Source organism: Planotetraspora kaengkrachanensis (genome assembly GCF_016862895.1).
GTDB lineage: Bacteria > Actinomycetota > Actinomycetes > Streptosporangiales > Streptosporangiaceae > Planotetraspora > Planotetraspora kaengkrachanensis.
In genome coordinates this window covers 17,168-36,623 of record NZ_BONV01000045.1, presented here as the reverse complement: position 1 = coordinate 36,623, position 19,456 = coordinate 17,168, and the positions used below count along the sequence as shown (strand labels likewise).

At 71.5% G+C, this 19,456-nt stretch carries 20 protein-coding genes; 10 read left to right on the top strand and 10 right to left on the bottom strand.

Annotated features, from left to right (window positions below; translation table 11 throughout):
• Positions 1 to 64: 64 nt before the first annotated feature.
• A complete protein-coding gene (locus Pka01_RS34940) occupies positions 65 to 712 on the bottom strand; it encodes a TetR/AcrR family transcriptional regulator (protein WP_203887258.1) in 648 nt (215 codons plus the stop codon).
• A gap of 132 nt (positions 713 to 844) precedes the next feature.
• On the opposite strand from Pka01_RS34940, the gene Pka01_RS34935 reads away from it, so the two are divergent.
• A complete protein-coding gene (locus Pka01_RS34935; RefSeq protein WP_203887257.1) occupies positions 845 to 2,206 on the top strand; it encodes an FAD-binding oxidoreductase in 1,362 nt (453 codons plus the stop codon).
• A 67-nt stretch (positions 2,207 to 2,273) separates the two neighbouring features.
• Here Pka01_RS34935 and ptsP read toward each other — a convergent pair whose 3' ends face one another.
• The 8 genes from ptsP to Pka01_RS34895 all read right to left on the bottom strand — a co-directional run bounded on the left by ptsP (position 2,274) and on the right by Pka01_RS34895 (position 8,990).
• A complete protein-coding gene (gene ptsP, locus Pka01_RS34930) occupies positions 2,274 to 3,938 on the bottom strand; it encodes a phosphoenolpyruvate--protein phosphotransferase (protein WP_203887256.1) in 1,665 nt (554 codons plus the stop codon).
• Positions 3,931 to 4,215 carry an HPr family phosphocarrier protein gene (locus tag Pka01_RS34925; protein ID WP_203887255.1) on the bottom strand — a complete coding sequence of 95 codons (285 nt, stop codon included), beginning with the start codon at positions 4,213 to 4,215 and terminating at the stop codon, positions 3,931 to 3,933. Before Pka01_RS34925 ends, ptsP begins: the two co-directional genes overlap by 8 nt.
• Positions 4,216 to 4,245: 30 nt before the next feature.
• Positions 4,246 to 5,286: a zinc-dependent dehydrogenase gene (locus Pka01_RS34920; protein ID WP_203887254.1), complete on the bottom strand. Its 1,041-nt coding sequence runs from the start codon at positions 5,284 to 5,286 to the stop codon at positions 4,246 to 4,248.
• Positions 5,283 to 5,741 carry a PTS mannitol transporter subunit IIA gene (locus tag Pka01_RS34915; RefSeq protein ID WP_203887253.1) on the bottom strand — a complete coding sequence of 153 codons (459 nt, stop codon included), beginning with the start codon at positions 5,739 to 5,741 and terminating at the stop codon, positions 5,283 to 5,285. Before Pka01_RS34915 ends, Pka01_RS34920 begins: the two co-directional genes overlap by 4 nt.
• Positions 5,734 to 6,042: a PTS sugar transporter subunit IIBC family protein gene (locus tag Pka01_RS34910; RefSeq protein ID WP_203887252.1), complete on the bottom strand. Its 309-nt coding sequence runs from the start codon at positions 6,040 to 6,042 to the stop codon at positions 5,734 to 5,736. Before Pka01_RS34910 ends, Pka01_RS34915 begins: the two co-directional genes overlap by 8 nt.
• A gap of 5 nt (positions 6,043 to 6,047) precedes the next feature.
• A complete protein-coding gene (mtlA, locus tag Pka01_RS34905; protein ID WP_239115857.1) occupies positions 6,048 to 7,217 on the bottom strand; it encodes a mannitol-specific PTS transporter subunit IIC in 1,170 nt (389 codons plus the stop codon).
• A 73-nt stretch (positions 7,218 to 7,290) separates the two neighbouring features.
• Positions 7,291 to 8,232 carry a 1-phosphofructokinase gene (gene pfkB / locus Pka01_RS34900; RefSeq protein ID WP_203887251.1) on the bottom strand — a complete coding sequence of 314 codons (942 nt, stop codon included), beginning with the start codon at positions 8,230 to 8,232 and terminating at the stop codon, positions 7,291 to 7,293.
• Positions 8,229 to 8,990: a DeoR/GlpR family DNA-binding transcription regulator gene (locus tag Pka01_RS34895; RefSeq protein ID WP_203887250.1), complete on the bottom strand. Its 762-nt coding sequence runs from the start codon at positions 8,988 to 8,990 to the stop codon at positions 8,229 to 8,231. Before Pka01_RS34895 ends, pfkB begins: the two co-directional genes overlap by 4 nt.
• Before the next feature lie 279 nt (positions 8,991 to 9,269).
• Here Pka01_RS34895 and Pka01_RS34890 point away from each other — a divergent pair, with 279 nt between their 5' ends.
• Positions 9,270 to 11,003 (top strand): VanW family protein, encoded by a 1,734-nt coding sequence (locus Pka01_RS34890; protein WP_203887249.1) that lies wholly within the window; start codon positions 9,270 to 9,272, stop codon positions 11,001 to 11,003.
• A gap of 8 nt (positions 11,004 to 11,011) precedes the next feature.
• Here the strand turns inward: Pka01_RS34890 and Pka01_RS34885 are convergent, their stop codons facing one another.
• Positions 11,012 to 12,487: an amidohydrolase family protein gene (locus Pka01_RS34885; RefSeq protein ID WP_203887248.1), complete on the bottom strand. Its 1,476-nt coding sequence runs from the start codon at positions 12,485 to 12,487 to the stop codon at positions 11,012 to 11,014.
• A 252-nt stretch (positions 12,488 to 12,739) separates the two neighbouring features.
• Between Pka01_RS34885 and Pka01_RS34880 the strand changes: the two genes are divergently transcribed.
• The 8 genes from Pka01_RS34880 to Pka01_RS34845 all read left to right on the top strand — a co-directional run bounded on the left by Pka01_RS34880 (position 12,740) and on the right by Pka01_RS34845 (position 19,220).
• Complete coding sequence (locus Pka01_RS34880; RefSeq protein WP_203887247.1) at positions 12,740 to 13,540, top strand: IclR family transcriptional regulator domain-containing protein; 801 nt, start codon at positions 12,740 to 12,742, stop codon at positions 13,538 to 13,540.
• Between the two features lie 175 nt (positions 13,541 to 13,715).
• Complete coding sequence (locus Pka01_RS34875) at positions 13,716 to 14,912, top strand: CaiB/BaiF CoA transferase family protein (protein WP_203887246.1); 1,197 nt, start codon at positions 13,716 to 13,718, stop codon at positions 14,910 to 14,912.
• 58 nt (positions 14,913 to 14,970) lie between these two features.
• Entirely contained in the window at positions 14,971 to 15,762 is a 792-nt protein-coding gene (locus Pka01_RS34870; RefSeq protein WP_203887245.1) for a citryl-CoA lyase, read from the top strand.
• Positions 15,763 to 15,793: 31 nt separating this feature from the next.
• A complete protein-coding gene (locus Pka01_RS34865; RefSeq protein ID WP_203887244.1) occupies positions 15,794 to 16,657 on the top strand; it encodes a DODA-type extradiol aromatic ring-opening family dioxygenase in 864 nt (287 codons plus the stop codon).
• Positions 16,654 to 17,016 carry a hypothetical protein gene (locus Pka01_RS34860; RefSeq protein WP_203887243.1) on the top strand — a complete coding sequence of 121 codons (363 nt, stop codon included), beginning with the start codon at positions 16,654 to 16,656 and terminating at the stop codon, positions 17,014 to 17,016. Before Pka01_RS34865 ends, Pka01_RS34860 begins: the two co-directional genes overlap by 4 nt.
• Positions 17,013 to 18,041: a quinone oxidoreductase family protein gene (locus tag Pka01_RS34855; RefSeq protein ID WP_239115855.1), complete on the top strand. Its 1,029-nt coding sequence runs from the start codon at positions 17,013 to 17,015 to the stop codon at positions 18,039 to 18,041. The genes Pka01_RS34860 and Pka01_RS34855 overlap by 4 nt, the downstream gene beginning before the upstream one ends.
• A gap of 224 nt (positions 18,042 to 18,265) precedes the next feature.
• Complete coding sequence (locus Pka01_RS34850) at positions 18,266 to 18,637, top strand: DoxX family protein (RefSeq protein WP_203887242.1); 372 nt, start codon at positions 18,266 to 18,268, stop codon at positions 18,635 to 18,637.
• A gap of 202 nt (positions 18,638 to 18,839) precedes the next feature.
• Complete coding sequence (locus tag Pka01_RS34845; RefSeq protein ID WP_239115853.1) at positions 18,840 to 19,220, top strand: winged helix-turn-helix transcriptional regulator; 381 nt, start codon at positions 18,840 to 18,842, stop codon at positions 19,218 to 19,220.
• The last annotated feature ends 236 nt before the right edge of the window (positions 19,221 to 19,456 follow it).

Below are 19,456 nucleotides of genomic sequence, written 5' to 3'. Positions count from 1 at the left end.
TCGGGCCGGTCCGCTGACCGCCCGGTGAGGGGGACGCGGCGGGCGAAGGCGGCACCGCCTCGTGTCACGCCGCCGGGGCGCCGGCATCCCCGAAGAGCGCGTGACTCGCGGCCTCGAGCAGCCACCGCTCCGCCTTCTCGTACGACCACCCGTTGTCGTCCACGAGGGCGAAGAACCCGGCGTAACCGAAGTAGAGCCACAGGATGTCCTCGGCCTCCCGCGCGTCGAGTCCCGGACGCAGCGCGCCGAGCTCGGCCATGCGCCGCGCGGCGAACCCGTTCCCCGAGCGATAGCGCGCGGTGGCCGTCGCCAGGCTCTCCGCGACCCCCGGATCGTGCGGCGCCGTGGCGATCATGACGCGCATGATGTCCCCGAACTCCTGCCGCATCTCCCTGGTGACCGTGGCGACCGTGCGCAGGATCGCGTGCGCGTCCTCGAGCCTCCCGATGCGTTCGATGTTGTCGGCCACGATCGGTGCCGTGGTCCAGACGTCCATCAGCGTCCTGAGCAGCCCCTGCTTCCCGCCGCCGACCGCGTAAACGGTGGCCGGCGCCACCCGGGCGGCGACCGCGATGTCGTCCACCTTGGTGGCGAAGAACCCCTTCTCGCCGAAGAGTGTGCGCGCCGCGTCGATGATCGCCTGTCGCGTCGCCTCGGCGTACTCGGCCCGCCGGCTGACCGGCCTCCCACCTGCGGCCATGCTTCCACTCATATCGCCACCTTAGGGCTATTTTCATCAGAGCCTGACTCTGATAAGCATGTCCACGACATTCTCAATAGAGCATGGATCCACCTCGACTGGGGCGGCCCGTCCGACCGGGCCCGCCACGCGAAGGGAGTGATCGTGGGCACACATGACAGGACCCGCGCCGCCGCGCGCGACCTGGAGACGAGACTCGGGCCCGGGCGCGTCTCGACGTCCGGCCCCGCCTACGACCAGACCATCCGCATCTGGAACGGTGCGGTGACCCATCGCCCCGCGGTGATCGTGCACTGCGCGACGCCGTCCGACGTCCAAGCCGCCGTCGACGCGGCCCGCACGCACGGCCTGCCGCTGTCCGTCCGAGCGGGCGGGCATGACTGGGCGGGCCGGTCGTTGCGGCACGACGGGCTGGTCGTCGACCTGGCCGCGATGACCTCCGTCGCCGTCGACCCGGACGCCTCCGTCGCCACCGTGAGCGGCGGTGCCACGGTGGCCCACGTCATCGCCGCCGCCGCACCGCACGGCCTCTTCGCGGTGACCGGCACCGTGGGGCACGTCGGCATGGCGGGCCTCACCCTCGGCGGCGGATACGGGCCGCTCGGCGGGCGATTCGGCCTGGCGCTCGACAACCTGCTCGCCGCCGAGGTGGTCCTCGCGGACGGGCGTCTCGTGATCGCGGACGAGACCCGGGAAAGCGAGCTCTTCTGGGCCCTGCGCGGCGGAGGCGGCAATTTCGGCGTCGTCACGTCGATGCGCCTGCGGCTGCACGAGATCCCGGGGCTGCTCGCCGGGCTCATCGTCTACCCATGGTCGCAGGCGGGCTCCGTGCTGCGCGGCTTCGCCGACCTGATCGCCTCCGCGCCGGACGAGCTGACCGTCCAGACCGGTGTCCTGTCGGGGCCGGACGGCTCCCCCACGCTCTTCCTGTCTCCGGCGTGGAGCGGCCCGCCATCGGAGGGCGCCAAGCACATCGACGAGCTCACCCGGCTCGGCACGCCCCTGCTCTCCCAGGTCGCGCCGATGAGCTACGCGGAGATGCTCGGGTTGTTCGACGCGCACATCGCCGTAGGCAGGCACTACTCGATCCGCACCCGGTCGCTCCCGGCGTACACGCCCGAAGCGATCGACGCGATGGTGTTCGCCGGCGACGCGCGGACGTCCCCGCTGTCCGGCATCGCCGTCCACCACTTCCACGGCGCGGCCGCCGCGGTGCCCCCAGGCGACACGGCGTTCGGCGAACGGCGCGACCACTTCGCAGCCGAGATCGTCGCGGCCTGGGAGCCGGACGGGGACGGCGGCGCGCATCGCGCGTGGGCGGGCGCCGTCTCCTCCGCGCTCGAACCCTGTGCGCTCCCCGGCGGGTACCCGAACCTGCTCGGCCCGGACGACCGGGACCAGGCCGAAGTGGCTTACGGCGGCAACGCGGGGCGCCTGCGCGCGGCGAAGAGGAGGTACGACCCCGACGCCGTCTTCTCCGCCATCCCCCTCCCCCACACCGACTGAGATCGCCGGGCCGGTCGGAGTTCCCCGACCGGCCGAGCCCGGCGCCCGCGGATCCGGGCGCCGCACCTCAGGCGGCCGCGGCCTCGCGTACGGCGGCCCTCGCCGCGCCCGGATCGGCGGCCGTCAGCGCGAGCCGGGCGTGTTCCCTGCACTGCCCGAGAGAGTGACGGGCGAGGGCGTCCCGTACCGCCGGCACGCTCCTCGCCGACATCGACAGGCTGGTGACGCCGAGCCCGACCAGCACGGTGGCCAGCAACGGGTCGGCCGCGGCCTCTCCGCAGACGCCGACCGGCTTGCCGGCGGCACGCCCCGCCTCCGCGCACCGCTCGATCAGCTGGAGCAGCGCCGGCTGCCACGGGTCGAGCAGATCTGCCAGTTCGCCGTGCTGCCGGTCGGCGGCGAAGGTGTACTGGCTGAGGTCGTTGGTGCCGATGCTGAGGAAGTCCAGCTCCGCGAGGAGCCGGTCGGCGTGCAGGGCCGCGGCCGGGACCTCCACCATGGCGCCCACGTGCGTGATCCCCCGGACACGGGCCCGCCGGGCGAAGTCGGCCGCCTCCCCCGCCGTGGTGACCATCGGCGCCATCACCCAGGGCGAGGCGCCGCTCGCGCGCGCGGCCTCGGCCAAGGCGTCGAGCTGGGCGTCCAGCACCTCGGGCGACCGGCGCGCGACCCGCAGCCCGCGCACGCCCAGCGCCGGGTTGTGCTCCTCGGGCAGACCGAGGAACGGCAGGGGCTTGTCGGTGCCGGCGTCCAGCGTGCGGACCACGACCGCGGCATCGGGGAAGGCGCGGAGAACGTCCTCGTAGGCGCGGGTCTGCTCCTCGTGGCTCGGGGCCGTCCTGCGGTCGAGGAAGAGGAACTCGCTGCGGAAGAGCCCGACGCCCTCCCCCGGTGAGCCCGCCGGGACGTCCGCCGCTGATCCGATGTTGAGCAGCAGCTTCACCGGGTGCCCGTCGGCGGTGCGCCCCGGACCGGTCGATGAGGCGAGCCGGTCGCGGTCGGCGCGGGCCGCGCGCTCGACGTCCGCCGCCGTCCGCTCGTCGATGCCGGTGCGCACCTCGCCGGCGTCGCCGTCGACGGACGCCCAGGTCCCGTCCGCCACGGACAGGATCCCGGGGCAGGCCACCACCGCGGGAATGCCGAGGGCCCGCGCGAGGATCGCGGTGTGGCTGGTCGGCCCGCCCTTCTCCGTGACCAGTGCGAGCACCACGCCGGGGTCGAGGTTGACGGTGTCGGCGGGGGCGAGGTCGCCGGCCGCCAGGATGAACGGGTGGCCGGGGGACGGAAGGCCCGGCATGGGCAGGCCGAGCACGGCGGCGACGGCGCGGTTCCTGACGTCGTCGAGGTCGCTCGCCCGTTCGGCGATGTAGCCGCCGACGGCCAGCAGCGCCTCCCGCTGCTCGGCGCACGCGGCGTCGATGGCGTGAGCGGCGTCCGACCCGGCGGCCACCCGCTGCTCGACCGACTCCCGCAGCATGGGGTCTGCCGCGATCATGGCCTGCGCCTCGAGGATCTCCCGGGCCGTGGGGTCGGCCGCGCCCTGGGCCCGGGCGGCCAGTTCCCCGGCCGCCGACTCCAGGCCGCGTACCGCGCGGGCGGTCTCGGCGTCGGTGTCCGCGACCGGCACGGGCGCGGGGAGCAGGGGCGGTCCGGCCATCGTGTGCACCCGGCCGGCGGCGCGGCCGGGGCTGATGCCCAGGCCGCGCAGCACGCCGGGCGCCGGCTCAGGCATCGGAGGCCTCCTCGGCGTCGAGGTCACGGGACAGCAGGTCGGCGAGCGCGTCCAGAACCTCTTCCGCGCCCGGACCGTCGGCGTCGAGCGTGACCTCGGCGCCGTGCCCGGCACCGAGCGACAGCACGGCCAGCATGCTGTTGGCGGGGACCGGCTTGCCGTCGCCGACGCGGATGCGGACGGCGGTGCCCTGCCTGGCCACGGCCTGGACGAAGATCTTGGCGGGGCGCGCGTGCAGGCCGGACCGCGAGGCGACGGTCACTGTCCTTTCCGGCATCTGGCTCCTCCTTCTTCTCAGGGTTCGATGTCAGGGTTCGATGGTGACCTTGATCGCGGCGCCGCGGCTCACGATGTCGATGGCGTCGAGGACCTCGCCCAGCGGGAGCCGGTGGGTGATCAGATCGGCCACGGGCACCGATCCGTCGGCGATGAGCTGGAGCGCGCGCTTGTTGTGGGCCGGGCTCGAGCCGTTGGCCCCGACGATCGTGAACTCGCGGTAGTGCACCAGGTTGGAGTCGAGCCGGATGATCGGATCGTCCTTGGGCAGCCCGCCGAAGAAGCTGATGCGTCCCTGCCTGGCCGTCATCTGCAGCGCCTGCTCCTGGGCGGCCCCGGACGCGGCGGCCGTGATGACGACGTCCGCCCCCCTTCCGCCGGTGAGCTTGAGCACCTCGTCGACGACGTCGGTGTCGGCGGCGCAGATCGCCGCGTCGGGCCTGACCAGATCGGCCGCCATGGCCAGCCGGTCCGCGTTGAGGTCGACCAGGAACACGCGCGAGGCGCCGCGCGAGCGGGCCAGCCGTACGTGCAGGCAGCCGATGGGTCCCGACCCCATGACGACCACGTCGTCGCCCTCGCCGACCCGGGCCAGCTCCTGGCCGTTGAGTACGCAGGCGAGCGGCTCGGCGACCGACGCCTCGGCGAACCCGAGGCCGTCGGGGATGCGGTTGAGCCCGTCGACGGCGAGGACCTTCGCCGGGACGATCATGTACTGCGCGAAGCCGCCGTCGTAGTGGTAGCCCATCGACTCCTGGTTCGGGCAGACCGTCATGTGGCCCCGGCGGCACTCCTCGCACTGTCCGCAGGGGATCGCGGCGATCACCTGGACGCGGTCGCCCGGCGCCCAGCCGGTCACGCCCTCGCCGGCGTCGACGACCTCGCCGGCGATCTCGTGGCCCATGACCCTCGGCGGCCTGATGTGGTGGTGGCCGAACTTGAAGATCTTGACATCGGTGCCGCAGGTCGAGCAGTTGCGGACACGGATCTTCACGTCCCCGGGACCCGCGACGGGCTCCGGCACGTCCTCGATGCGGATGTCGCCGGGAGCGTGGAAACGGGCGACCTTCACTCGGATGGTTCCTCTCTGGAGGGTTGCAGCAGGCGGATGACGTCGGAGACATCGGTCGCCTCCCGCAGAGCCTGTGCCTGCTCGGGATCGAGCAGGATCTGGGCGAGTTCCGACAGCAGCCTGATGTGGCCGTCGCCGCGCGCGGCGATGCCGACGCAGACGGAGACCTGCTCGCCGTCCCAGTCGACGCCGCCGGGAAAGCGCAGCACGCAGATCGCGTCGTGGTGGACGGAGTCCTTGGCCACCAGGGTGCCGTGCGGGATGGCGACGCCCTCGCCGACGTACGTGGAGATCGAGCGCTCACGTTCGAGCATGGCGTCGATGTAGTCGGGCTCCACGGCGCCCACCTCGACGAGGACCTCGCCGCAGCGGCGGATCGCTCCGTCGCGGCCGTCCGCCTGCTCGTCGAGGCGGACGGCGCGGGGGTCGAGCGGCAGCGGGGCCGTCTCAGGCATTGATCGTGCCGCCGCTCTTGATGGTGGCGACCAGCTTGGCGACCGCCGGGTCTCCGATGAAGACCTGGAAGGGGATGAGCACCACGTCGGGAGCGGTGGCCCGGGCCCGGTCGGCCAGCCCGACGTGGCAGACCACGACGTCGGCGTCGGCCGGGATCGAGTTGACCGGGGTGTGCTCCACCTGGACCTGCGCGCTCTTCAGCTGCTTGCGGAGCTGGCTGGCGAGCATGACGCTGCTGCCCATGCCCGCGTCGCAGGCCACGACGATCTTGTGGACGTCCTTGCTCTCGATGCTGGACATGGTGGTCACGACTCCTTCGTGGCGGGCACGGACTCACTGCCGGCCGCGCCGTCGGTCTGGGTGCCTGTTCCGGTACCGGTCTCGTCCTCGGGCAGGGCGCCGGGCTCGGTCTCCGCCTGCTCGTCGCCGTTCTTCCGTCCGAAGCCCAGCAGTGCCGACGCGACCGCGAACGAGACCGCGGCGGCCACGACGATTCCGGCGATCACCCCGAAGTAGCCGCCCTTCGGAGTCACCGCGAAGTAGGCGAAGATGCTGCCCGGTGACGGCGAGGCGATGAGCCCGGCACCCGTGACCAGGAAGGTGAGGATGCCCGCGGCGCCGCCGGCGATCGTGGCGAGGATGAGACGGGGCTTCATGAGAACGTACGGGAAGTAGATCTCGTGAATTCCGCCGAAGAACTGGATGACTATCGCCGCCGGGGTGCTGGCCCGCAGCGCCCGGGGTCCGAACAGCATATACGCGAGGAGAAGGCCCAGGCCGGGGCCGGGGTTCGACTCCAGCATGAACAGGATCGACTTGCCGACGCCGGCCGACTCCGCCACGCCGAGCGGGGTGAGGACGCCGTGGTTGATCGCGTTGTTGAGGAACAGCACCTTGGCCGGCTCGATCAGGACCGACGCCAGCGGCAGCAGGTCGTGGTGGACCAGCCACTCCACGACGTCGCCTGCGGCCTCGGTGATCGTTCTGACGACCGGGCCGATGGCCAGGACTCCGAGGATGGCCATGACGCCGCCGACGATGCCCGCGCTGAAGTTGTCGACGAGCATTTCGAAGCCCGCCTTGATGCGGTCCGCGAACATCCTGTCGACCTGCTTGATCACGAACGCCCCCAGCGGACCCATGATCATGGCGCCGAGGAACATCGGGACGTCCGCGCCGACCACGACGCCCATGGTCGCGACGGCGCCGACGACGGCGCCGCGCTGTCCGTGCACCATGCGGCCACCGGTGTATCCGATCAGCACGGGAAGCAGGACGGTGATGATGGGGCCGACCAGTTCGGCCAGGGTCGCGTTGGGCACCCAGCCCGTCGGGATGAACAGCGCCGTGATCAGGCCCCAGGCGATGAACGCCCCGATGTTGGGCATGATCATGCCGGCGAGGTGCCCGCCGAACCGCTGGATGGTCGCCCGCATGCCGGTCCCCTGGACCGTCGGTGTATAGGGAGTGGCCAACTGAATGTGCTCCTTCCGGGGAGGCCGGCCTGGCAGGCCGGCTGGGGTGGTGCCGGTGGTTACGCGCCGCTTCTCATCCCCCGGACACAAGCGGCTGGGCCGGATCAGGAGTGCTGATCCGGACTGCTGAACGATCGATGTCGGCCGGGGCGGGCATCCGGCTCCCCGGCAAACCCACGGCGGCGCTCGCCCAGGCGAGCCCCTCGGCCAGCGCCGCCTCGCCGGACGCGCCCGCGGCGAGGAAGCCGGCGAGCATGGCGTCGCCCGCCCCCACGCTGCTGCGCGGCTCCTCGACGGGGCACCGGCCGTACCAGAACCGGTCGTCCTCCATGAGGAGCGCGCCGTCCGCGCCGAGGCTGGTGAGCACGGAGCGCGCGCCCATCCCGCGCAGCTTCTCCGCGGCGTCGATGACGTCGCCGAGACGGGTGATCGGCGTGCCGGTCGCCTCCGCGAGCTCCTCGCGGTTGGGCTTCACGAGCGTGGGACCCGCGGCGACCGCCGCCACCAGGGCGGGCCCGCTCGTGTCGATGGCCGTCTGGATGCCGGCGGCGGCGAATCTGCGGCACAGTCCCGCGTAGACGTCGACGGGCACTCCGGGCGGCAGGCTGCCCGAGGCGACGACCCAGTCGGCCGACTCGGCCGCGCCGAGCACCGCGCTCGCCAGCGTGTCGAGCTCGGACGGGGTGAGCGCCGTGCCCGGCTCGTTGAGCTTGGTGACCGTTCCGTCGGGCTCGGCGAGCGTGACGTTGGACCTGGTCGATCCGCCGACGGAGACGGGGATCATGTCGATGCCCTCGGCCGACAGCAGCCCGACGAGCTGCCGCCCCTCGTCGCCTCCGAACGGTATGACCGCGCATGAGCGCACCTGGTTGGCCAGCAGCGCGCGTGAGACGTTGACTCCCTTGCCGCCGGGATCGAGGTGTGCTGCGGCCGCCCTGATGACCGCTCCCCTGGTCAGCGAGCCGACCTCTATCGTGCGGTCCAGGCTCGGGTTCAGCGTCAAGGTGAGGATCATGCGCGGACGACCTCCGGCCCGGCCGCGGCGAGGTCCGACGCCAGCTCGAGATCGAGGCCGGCGTCGCTGACGATCACGTCGATCTCCGACAACGTCGCGAAGCGGGCCAGGTAGTTGCTGGAGAACTTCGTGTGGTCGGCCAGGAGCACGGAACGTTGCGCCGAGGCGACCATCGCCCGCTTGATCGCCGCCTCGGACGGGTCGGGGGTCGTCAGCCCCCGGGCGACCGAACAGCCGTTGGTCGCCATGAAGGCCACGTCGACGTGAAGCTGTGACAACTGCTGCAGCGCCCAGTCCTCGACGGTCGCCAGCGTCCTGCCGCGGACCCGGCCGCCCAGGAGGAACACCGTCACGTTGGGCCGGGTCGCCAGCACGGTCGCCAGTGGCGGCGAATTGACGATGACGGTGAGCTCGCGGTCGGCGGGAAGCTCCTGGACGAGACGGCCGGTCGTGGTGCCGGCGTCGATGACGATGGCGCCGTCCTGGGGAAGCTCGGCGAGGGCGGCCTTGGCGATGCGCTCCTTCTCCGCGGTCATGACCTCGTCGCGCGTCGCGACGGCCGGCTCGAAGCCGAGCCGTTCGACGGGGATGGCGCCGCCGTGCACCCGCCGCAGAACGCCCGCGCGTTCGAGGACGGTCAGATCCCTGCGGATCGTCTCCGTCGTGACGCCGAACTGCTCCGCCAGGGTCACCACGTCCACACGTCCGGCGGCGCGGGCCTCACGGAGGATCTCCTGTTGCCGTTCCTCGGCGTACATCCTGTTGATTCACCGCCGTTTCGATGTTGTTTCGTATGTGTTTATACCCGTCTATGTTGGGCCGTCAAGAGGTCGTCATCCGGCGTTCGCCGAATCGCAACAAGGAGCCCCAACGGGTCCGCATCCATCCCGGAGAGCCGGGCCCCGGGCCCGTACGATGGGGCGGGCCAGATGAGGGCGCGAACCACGTCGTTCACGCGCCACCCGCACACGCGTCCGGGGGACCGGCGTACAGGTGAGGAGATCGCATGACGGGCCCGAGGGCTGGCGGCTGAGCCCATGACGTCTTCGCAACTCGTCGAGCCCGATTCCAGTCCGGCTCCTCCGCGCCGCTGGTTACGCAGGTCCCTCCTCGTCCTCTGGGTGGTCGCGGCGGCGGGAGCGGCCGGCTACTTCGCCGCCGCCGGCGCACTGTCCGGGGAGGTCCTCCCCGGCACCCGCGTCGCGGGCGTCGACATCGGCGGCCTGTCCTCCGCGTCCGCGGAGGCGGTGCTCCGCAAGGGGATCGCGGACCCGGCCGCCCGGCCGCTGATCACCCATCTCGGCGCGACCGCCTCGGACTCCGGCGGCGAGCGCGAGATCCTCACGCCCGCGGAGATCGGGCTGTCGGTCGATGTCAGGGGGTCCGTGGCGGATGCCGGGACCGGCTGGCCCACCCCCGTCTCCGTGGTCCGTGTCCTGTTCGGCGGGCAGGAGGTCGCTCCGCGCGTGGCCGTCGACACCGGACGGCTGACCGCGCGTGTCTCCGAACTCGCCGCGGAGTTCGACGTCCCCGTGCGGGAGGCGGAGGTCGGCTACCGGAACCTCGAACCCTCTGTGACGCTCCCCCGGAACGGCCGCGCACTCGACCAGGCGCAGGCCGCTCAGGCGCTCCGCTCCGCCTACCTCCGGTCGGCGCAGCCGGTCCGGCTGCCGGTGCGCGTCGTCACCCCTCAGGTATCCGCCGAAGTGGCCCGCCGGGTCGCGGGAACCACCGCGCGCACGGCCGTCGCGGCCCCGTTCCTGCTGAAGAACGGCTCTCGCCAGGCGACGTTGAGCCGCGAGGATCTCGCGGGCGACCTGCGCTTCGTCGCGGCGGGCCCGGGCCTGATGCGCCCGTCCTTCGACGCGGGCGACACCGCCGCGGATTTCCGTTCCCGGCTCATCGGCGACGACCGCGCCCCCAGGGACGCCACGTTCGAGATCGTCGACGGCGAGCCGCGCGTCGTCCCGTCACGAACCGGCCAGGCGATCGACGCCGGCCGACTCGGCAGCCTCGTCGCCGCCGCGATCGAGGACGGCGGGAGCCGCACCGTCGAGGTGCCGATCACGAAGGGGGCGCCGCGGCTGACCACCGCGCAGGCGCGCGCGCTCGGCGTCACCCAGCAGGTGAGCTCCTACACCACGGAACATCCGTGTTGCGCGCCCAGGGTGACCAACATCCACCGCATCGCCGAGATCGTGAACGGGCACCTGGTCAGGCCCGGGGAGACCTTCTCCCTCAACGGGCTGGTCGGCAGGCGCGACGTGGCGCGGGGGTTCGTCGAGGCTCCGATGATCCTCGACGGCAGGTACGTCGACGACGTGGGCGGCGGAGTCTCGCAGTTCACCACCACGATGTTCAACGCCGTCTTCTTCGGCGGCTTCCAGGACGTGCAGCACACGCCGCACTCCTTCTACATCTCCCGCTACCCGGCGGGACGTGAGTCGACGGTCTCCTTCCCCCAGCCCGACTTCCGGTGGCGCAACGACTCTCCATACGGCGTGTTCATCACCACGTCGTACACGAGCACGTCCGTCACGGTGAACTTCTGGAGCACCAAACGGTTCGACGTGGAATCGCAGAGTTCCGCGCACTACAACGTGAAGAGCTTCTCCACGCTGACCGACGACGGTCCCAAGTGCATCCCGATGACCGGCGTCGACGGGTTCACGATCGACGTGTGGCGGATCTTCAAGAAGGACGGCGAGGAGGTCCGGCGGCAGAGGTTCCGGACGACCTACACGCCGGAACCTCGCCTCACGTGTGAGTGACCCCCTGCTCACGCCTTCCACTGGGCGCCGCGGGCGTCCCAGTCGGTGTAGGTGTAGGGGTTGTCGAAGACCTTCGTCTCGGGGACGTCGGGATTCATTCCCTTGGCCCACGCCTCCTCGCCGAGCGCGCCGACGAGATGCTCGACGGTGCTCTCGACGCTGCGCCGAGCGGCGGCCAGGTCGATCCCGACCAGCCGGTGGTCGAGCTTGACGATCCGGCCGTTGACCACGACGGTGTGCACGTCCGCGCGCTGCGCCTGGAAGGCGACGTGCCCGTACGGGTTGAACATGGGGAACATCACGGGCGAATGGTCGTTCTTGATGAGCACGATGTCGGCCTTCTTGCCCGCCTCGATGCTTCCGACGGCGCCGTCCAGGCCGAGTGCCCTGCTGCCGCCGCGCGTGGCCCAGTCGACCACGTGCTCGGCGCGCAGGTGCGCGTGGGTGACCGTCTCCTGCCGGCCGTGCGCCTCCATGTGCTCTCGCGAGCGGTCGGCGCCGAGCGTGGTGCGCATCGCGGAGAACAGGTCGCCGCTCCACCACACGCTGGTGTCCATGGACAGGGACACCGGGATGTCGTGCTTGCGCAACCGCCAGGTGGGCGGGTAACCCTGGCCCGCGCTCTGCTCGCTCTCCGTGGACACCGAGACCGAGCCGCCCGTCGCGGCGATCCGGTGGTAGGAGTCGGGGCTGAGCGTCGCGGCGTGGACGTAGACGGTCTCCGGCGTCATGAAGCCGTTCTCGTGCATCAGGCGGATACCGTCGTCGTTGGTCGCGCCCCAGACACCGGCGTGGGTGGTGACGGGGACGCCGAGGTCGCGGGCGACCTCGAACGCGGCCCGCTCGGGGAACTCGGGGTCGCCCGTCACGTCGAAGGCCATCTGGAACCCGAACATGTCCCCGCGCCCGTGGACGCGGCGGCTGACGAAGTCGCGGAACTCGGGGGCGGTGGACCACACCCACGGACCCTGCTGGATGTTGCCGTAGGCGAGGACGAAACGTCCCGGCACCGCCTCGAGGGCGTCCGCGGCGGCGTCCGCGTGGTCGACGGTCTGCAGGCCGTGTGACCAGTCGACGGTGGTGGTCACACCGGCGTCCAGCGCCTCGATCGCGGCGAGCAGGTTGCCCGCGTACACGTCCTGTGGGCGGAAGACCTTCCCCCACTCGAGGTAGTACCAGACGAAGTACTGGGTGAGCGTCCAGTCGGCGCCGTATCCGCGCATCGCCGTCTGCCACATGTGCCGGTGCGTGTCGATCATGCCGGGCATGACGACTCCGCCGCTCGCGTCGATCTCGAGCGTGCCTTCCGGGACCTCCAGGCCGTGCCCGACGGCCGCGATGCGCTCACCCACCACCAGCACGTCGGCGTCGCGGAGGATGTCATGCCGGTCGTCCATCGTCAGGACGACGCCCTTGCGGAACACCACCGGCCGTCCAGGTCCGAGGTCGCCGCTGCTCGTGTCGTGGGTGGTCGTCGTGCTCATCGTGCCCCACTTCTTCCCTGGGCCCTCATCCGCCGCCGCGGGGGATCGCGGCACGCGGGCATTCACGGACGAACGTCCGTAGAGCGGTCAACGCAATGTGGATGTAACAATGAGGTGAGCCATCGTCGCTGTCAAGGGTGCCGGGACGCCGGGAATCGCGGCCCGGCCCGGCCGGCCGATCCGACATGCGGACATCACGCCGCACCACGGTTAGAGTCGGAAGGCCACTGAACCGACAGGAAAGACACCGACATGGCGCGCAAGGACACCGGACCCGACTTCATCGAGGCGCTCGCGCGCGGTCTCGATGTGATCAGGGCGTTTCGGCCGGGGCGGCCGGTGATGTCCCTCACCGAGGTGGCGACCGCCACCGAGCTGGCCCGTCCGACGGCCCGCCGGATCCTGCTCACCCTCGAGGAGCTCGGGTACGCCAGGAGCGAGCAGGGCGGCTTCGCCCTCACCCCGCGCGTGCTGGAACTCGGGGTCTCCTACGTCCACTCCACCGGCCTGTGGGAGATCGCCCGCCCCCACATGGAGAGCCTCGTGGCCAGGACGCGGGAGTCGTCGTCCATCGCGCAGCTGGACGGCCCGGACATCGTGTACGTGGCCCGCGTGGCGGTGCCGAAGATCGTCGCCCTGTCGGTGAGCATCGGGACGCGCTTCCCCGCCCTGCAGACCTCGCTCGGGAAGGTCCTGCTGGCCGGCCTCGCACCCGCCGAGGTCGACCGGGTGCTCGCCGAGCCCGGCCGGTCGGGGATCAGCGCCCGCAGGCAGCCGGGCCCGGACGAGCGGGAGGCCGAGCTCCGCGACGTGCGGGCCAAGGGGTGGGCGCTGACCGACCAGGAGCTCGCGCTCGGCATCCGGTCCGTGGCCGTCCCCCTGCGCGACGGGACCGGCCGGGTCGTCGCGGCGCTCAACGTCAACGCGCACGCCGCCGAGACGCCGGTCGAGAAGCTCACGGAGGAGCACCTTCCACTCCTGCTCAGGACGGCCGCCGCGATCAGCGCCGACTGGGCGCTGCACGAGTCGATCCCGCAGGTGACCGCGTCCTGATCCGGCCCCGAGTGCACGCCTCACCCGTCCGTGAGAGAGCGCGCGGCCCGGCCGTCCCGCACCTTGACAGGAACGATCGGGACGCGCAGACTGCCACAGCGGACAGTCGTCCGCTCAACGGACGCATGAGCCGGTCGGCCCAATGATCCATCCTCAGAGAGGAACCCGCTCCTTCATGACCACCTCAAGCGCCGCGACCCCGTCCGCAGCGTCCGGGCCGTTGTCGGGCCTGCTCGTGGCCGACTTCTCCCGCATCCTCGCGGGGCCGTACGCCACGATGCTCCTGGCCGACCTCGGCGCTGAGGTCGTCAAGGTGGAGAGCCCCTCGGGAGACGACACGCGCACGTGGATGCCTCCCGTGCACGACGAGGTGTCCACGTACTACCTGGGCGTGAACCGCAACAAGCGGTCGGTCGCGCTCGACCTGAAGGACGAAGGCGACCTCGCGGCGGCCAGGGAGCTCGCCCGGCGGGCCGACATCATGGTGGAGAACTTCAAGCCGGGCGGTCTGCGCAGGTTCGCGCTGGACTACGAGTCGGTGACCGCCTCCAACCCGGGGATCGTGTACGCGTCGATCAGCGGGTTCGGCTCGGGCGGCGGGGCCTCCCTGCCCGGCTACGACCTCATCGTGCAGGCCATGTCCGGGCTCATGAGCCTCACCGGCGACGCGGACGGACCGCCGTACCGCGCCGGGATCTCCGTCTTCGACGTCATGGCCGGCCTGCACGCGAGCATCGGCATCCTCGCGGCGCTGCACCACCGGGCCGCCACGGGCCAGGGCCAGCACGTCGAGGTCAACCTGCTGAGCACCGCGCTGTCCGGGCTGGTCAACCATTCCAGCGCGTACGTCGCGGCCGGCGTCGTTCCCCTGCGCATGGGCAACTCCCACCCGAGCCTGTTCCCTTACGAGCCGCTGCCCGCGGCCGACGGCGACCTCATCGTGGCGGCGGGCAACGACGGCCAGTTCCGCAAGCTCTGCGAGGTCCTCGGCGTCCCCGAACTCGTCGACGATCCGCGGTTCGCGCGGACCAGGGACCGGACGGCCAACCGCGAGGCGCTGCGCCCGCTGCTGGTGGAACGGCTCGGCCGGCGGCCGAAGATGGAGTGGTTCCACGCGCTCACCGCGGCCGGTGTGCCCTGCGGGCCGATCAACACCGTCGACGAGGGCGTCGCCTTCGCCGAGGAACTGGGCCTGGATCCGGTCGTGCGACCCGGCGACGGCGACCGGACCGTCCCCTCGGTGCGCAACCCCATCACCTTCTCCCTGACCGAGCCCTCCTACCGGCTGCCTCCCCCGGCGCTCGACGAGCACGGCGCGGAGATACGCGAGTGGCTGACCCGGCCGGAGCGGCCCGCGCGGCAGGACACCTGACGCGCCCACGGGGGGCGCGCAGGGCAGGACAGCGACGACGAACAGCGAGGAACCATCCATGGACGGCGCGACGTTTCCCACCTCGATCGGGACCTCCGACCCGACGGCCATCCGGCTGCTCGGGCAGGACCTGGCGGGCGACCTCATGGGGAAGGTCGGTTTCGGCGAGCTCGCGTTCTGGCTGGTGGCCGGGCGCCGGCCCACGCCACAGGAGACGCGGGTATTCGAGACCGTGCTGGTCGCACTCGCCGATCACGGATTCACCCCGACGGCGATCGCCGCCCGGCTGACCTACCTCAGCGCGCCGGAGTCCGTGCAGGGGGCGCTCGCCGCCGGTCTGCTCGGCGGGGGATCGCGGTTCCTCGGCGTCACCGAGGACAGCGGGCGCTTCCTCGCCGGCGTCCTCGCCGCCCATGAGGGCCCGCTGCCCACCGACGGCGACGGCTGGGACGCGCTCGCGCTCGCGGCCGTCACCGAGGCGCGCGAGGCCCGGCGGCTGGTCCCCGGCCTCGGTCACCCGGTGCACAAGGTGCAGGACCCGCGCACGCCGGTGCTCCTCGCGGTCGCCGACGAGGAGGGGCTGCGCGGACCGCACCTGCGGCTGTTCGAGGCGATCGGCCGGGTGCACCCAACGGTCCTGGGCAGAACACTGCCGCTGAACGGCGCGGGAGTCTGCGGGGCCGCCCTGGCCGACCTGGGCCTGCCGGTCGACCTGCTGCGCGGCTTCGCCCTGCTCGCACGGGCCGCGGGGCTCCTCGGGCATCTCGCGGAGGAGCGCCGCCGGCCGATCGGCATGGACGTCTACATGACCGTCGACCGGAACGCCACGTACGTGCCGGACGAAGACTGACCGCTCACCCCCACCCGCCCCGGGAGGTCTCATGGCAGAACTGGTCGCGGTGATCGCGTCCACGCATCACCCCTTCTACTACCGGGCGAGTACGGCCCCGCCGGAGGAACGCCCGCCGTTCGCCGACGCGTGGGTCGCCAAGATCGCGGCCTTCCGCGAGACGCTGACCCGGGCGAACCCCGACGTGCTGGTGATGGTCGGCTCCGACCACTTCCACCAGCTCTGGCTGGACAACATGCCGCAGTTCCTCATCGGGAAGGCGCCCTTCTACGACGCCAACTTCTACAACGAGGAGCGCGAGTTCGGCCTGCCGCGCATGCTGCTGCGCGGCCAGGAGGACCTGTCGGCCCACATCCTGCGTGATGGCCTGGACGCCGGCTTCGACCTCGCCTTCAGCAACGAGTTGCGCATCGACCACAGCGTGACCTGCCCGATCATCACGCTCCGTCCCGAGGCCGACCTGCCCATCGTGCCCGTGTACACCAACATCTTCGCGCCGCCGCTGCCCCGGCCGAAACGCTTCGTCGAGCTCGGCCGAACGATCCGGCAGCTCGTCGAGTCGTGGCCGAGCGACAAGCGGGTCGCCGTCATCGGCACCGGCCACCTGTCGCTCGAGCTGGGCGGACCCCGCCAGTTCGGCCCGCACGGACCCGACCCGGAGTTCGACAGGAAGGCCGTCGAGTGGATCGCCTCCGGCGACATCGAGGGCTGCCTGTCGGAGGTGACCCTCGACAGCCTGTGGGAGCCGGGCAACGCCACCCACGGCTTCATGGACTTCATGCTGATGATGGGCGTCGCCGGAGAGGGCGCCAAGGCCGACTACGTGGACACGCTCGACCTGTTCCACACCATGGAGGCGTACTTCACCTGGTATCCCAACGGGGTGACCGCATGAGCAAGTACCTGATCGACAAGTTCCTGTTCACCGTCGACCGCGACCCGGACCTCGTCGAGCGTTACCGCGAGGACCCCCGCGGCACCGTCGCCTGGTGGGAGGCCGAGCGGGCCAACGCGATCCTCGGCAGCCACTCCGGCGAGGCGAGCACCTGGCTGAAGTTCGAGGACGCCGAGCGCGAAGCGCTGGCCGCCCACGACTACGTGCGGCTGTTCGAGCTCGGCGCCCACCCGTTCCTCACGCTCACGCTCTTCATCGCGATGTTCGAGCGCGACTACGACGAGCCGCTCGCCTTCCAGAAGGAGTACGGCAGGCGACTCCAGCACTTCGGCCTGCCGTACCCGGACATCGCGACGTGAGCGACGTGATGCGCGCGGCGATCGTCCACGCGTGCGGGGAGGCGCCGCGACGGGGTGAGCGGGACAGACCTGAGCGGCGGGAGGGCCGGACCGTCGTCAGCGTGCTGGCGGCCCCGATCACGCCGCTCGACCTCCTGTGCGCCTCGGGCTCCTCGTACTTCGGCGTTCCCGCGCTGCCGTACGTGCCGGGCGTGCAGGGCGTCGGGCATCTCACGGAGGACACCGGATGGGGGCCCGCGGGGACGCGGGTGTGGTTCCCCACCTCGGCCGGGATGCGGCCCGGTGACGGAAGTCTGGCGCAGTACTGCTCCGTCCCCGAGGACGACCTCGTGCCGCTCCCCGACGGCGTCGGCGAGACCCAGGCCGCGGCGCTCGGGCTGTCCGCGGTCGCGGCCTGGATGGCCCTGACCTGGCGGGCCGCGGTCCGGCCGGGCGAACAGGTGCTCGTCCTCGGGGCGGGCGGCGTCGTCGGGCAGGTGGCCGTGCAGGCCGCCCGGCTGCTCGGCGCGCGGCGCGTGGTCGCCGCCTGCCGGTCCGACGCGGCGCGGGAGGCGGCCCGGGCCGCCGGCGCGGACGCGGTCGTCCCCATCGAAGCCGGCGACGACGCCGCGACGCTGGCGGGACGGATGGCGGCCGTCTGCGACGGAGGGGTCGACGTCGTCATCGACCCGCTCTTCGGGGTGCCCGCCGAGGCGGCGGTGCGGGTGCTCGCGCAGGGCGGCCGACTGGTCAATCTCGGCGGATCGGCCGCGGACAGCGCGACCCTCGATTCCTCGACGTTGCGCAGCCGCTCGGCCGCGGTGCTCGGATACACGAACAACGACCTCACCAAGGACCAGCGGCGGGCCGCCTTCTCGCAGGTCATGGAGCACGCCGTCGAGGGCGGGCTGAAGGTCGCCTTCGACATGGCCCCGCTCGACCGCGTCTCGGCGGCCTGGTCGAGTCAGGCGGCGGGCACCGCGATCCGCAGGATCGTCGTCACCCCCTGGGCCACGTCCACGCCGGGAAACTCCGGGCTCGGCTGAGCGGGCCCCCGCCACGCGCCCCTGCCCGGCCGAGCAGGGCGCGTGGGCACATCGATGTCTCATAGGCACATCAATGTGCCTTTTGCGGGCCATGTGGCATTGGTGCATCATGAGCATGCGCACAAACAGTAACTAATGGCGTTGACCTGCTCTTATGTGGCTATTCGTGCGCGCTTCGCACCTGCCGGCCGCTACGCGCGGCGGGCCTCCCCCACGGAGTCACCATGAACATCGTCTTGTGGGTGCTGCAGAGCATCCTCGCCCTGCTCTATCTGTTCGCGGGAATCAAGAAGACCTTCCAGTCGCGTGCCGCGCTGGCCCCGCAGATGGGCTGGGTGGAAGACCTTTCCGACGGCCAGGTCAAGCTCATCGGCGTCCTCGAGTTGCTGGGCGCGATCGGCCTGATCCTCCCGGCGGCCCTCGACATCGCGCCGATCCTCACGCCGCTCGCGGCGACGGGACTGGCCCTCGTCCAGGTCGGCGCCATCCCGGTGCACCTGCGCCGGAGCGAGACGAAGCTCGTGCCGTTCAACGTGATCCTGCTCGTCCTCGCCGCGATCATCGCCTGGGGACGCTTCGGCCCCTGGGCCTTCTGAGACCGGGCATCGAGGAACGGCCTGGTCGAGCACGAAGAGCAGGGGCGGTCGCGGGCTGTGCGCGCGGCCGTTCCTGCCGTGCCGTACAAGGGGGGCGGCACGCGCGGGCTCACCGGGCGGATTCATTCTTATCCCGTATTACGATGATATTTGAGCATTAAAGGATGGGCCGAATTCATCCCGACGGGAACCGGGAGACGCGATGGAGGACGGGCAAGGGGCACCCAACCCGTGCGACCGCGTCTCACGTGAAGGGCCGATGGTCCGGGAGGTCCTCGACCGGGTGGGCGACAAGTGGAGCCTGCTCATCATCGGCACGCTCCAGCACGGACCGCGGCGGTTCGGCGAGCTCCGCGAGGCCGTCGGCGGCATCTCCCAGCGCATGCTCACCCTCAACCTGCGTCATCTCGAGCGCGACGGACTGGTGACCCGCTCGGTGTACGCCGAGGTCCCACCACGGGTGGAGTACGAGCTCACCCGCCTGGGCCGGACCCTGCTCGAACCGGTCTTCGCCCTCGCGGCCTGGGCCAGCGCGAACTACACCGAGATCGAGGCCAACCGCAGGGCGTTCGACTCCCGCTGACGGACGGCCACCCGGAAAACCGCCGCACGAGCCGCCGCACGAGCCGCCGCACGAGCCGCCGCACGAGCCGCCGCACGAGCCGCCGGCCGGAACGAAGCCGGGTGGAAAAAGTTCGCACGAATCGCCATTTGTTATTCTCTTGATACCCATCAGATATCTGATCGAATTCAAGGTACACTTCGGGCGATTCTTATCCGACGGCTATGATTCGCATATAAATCCCGTTGATTGAACCA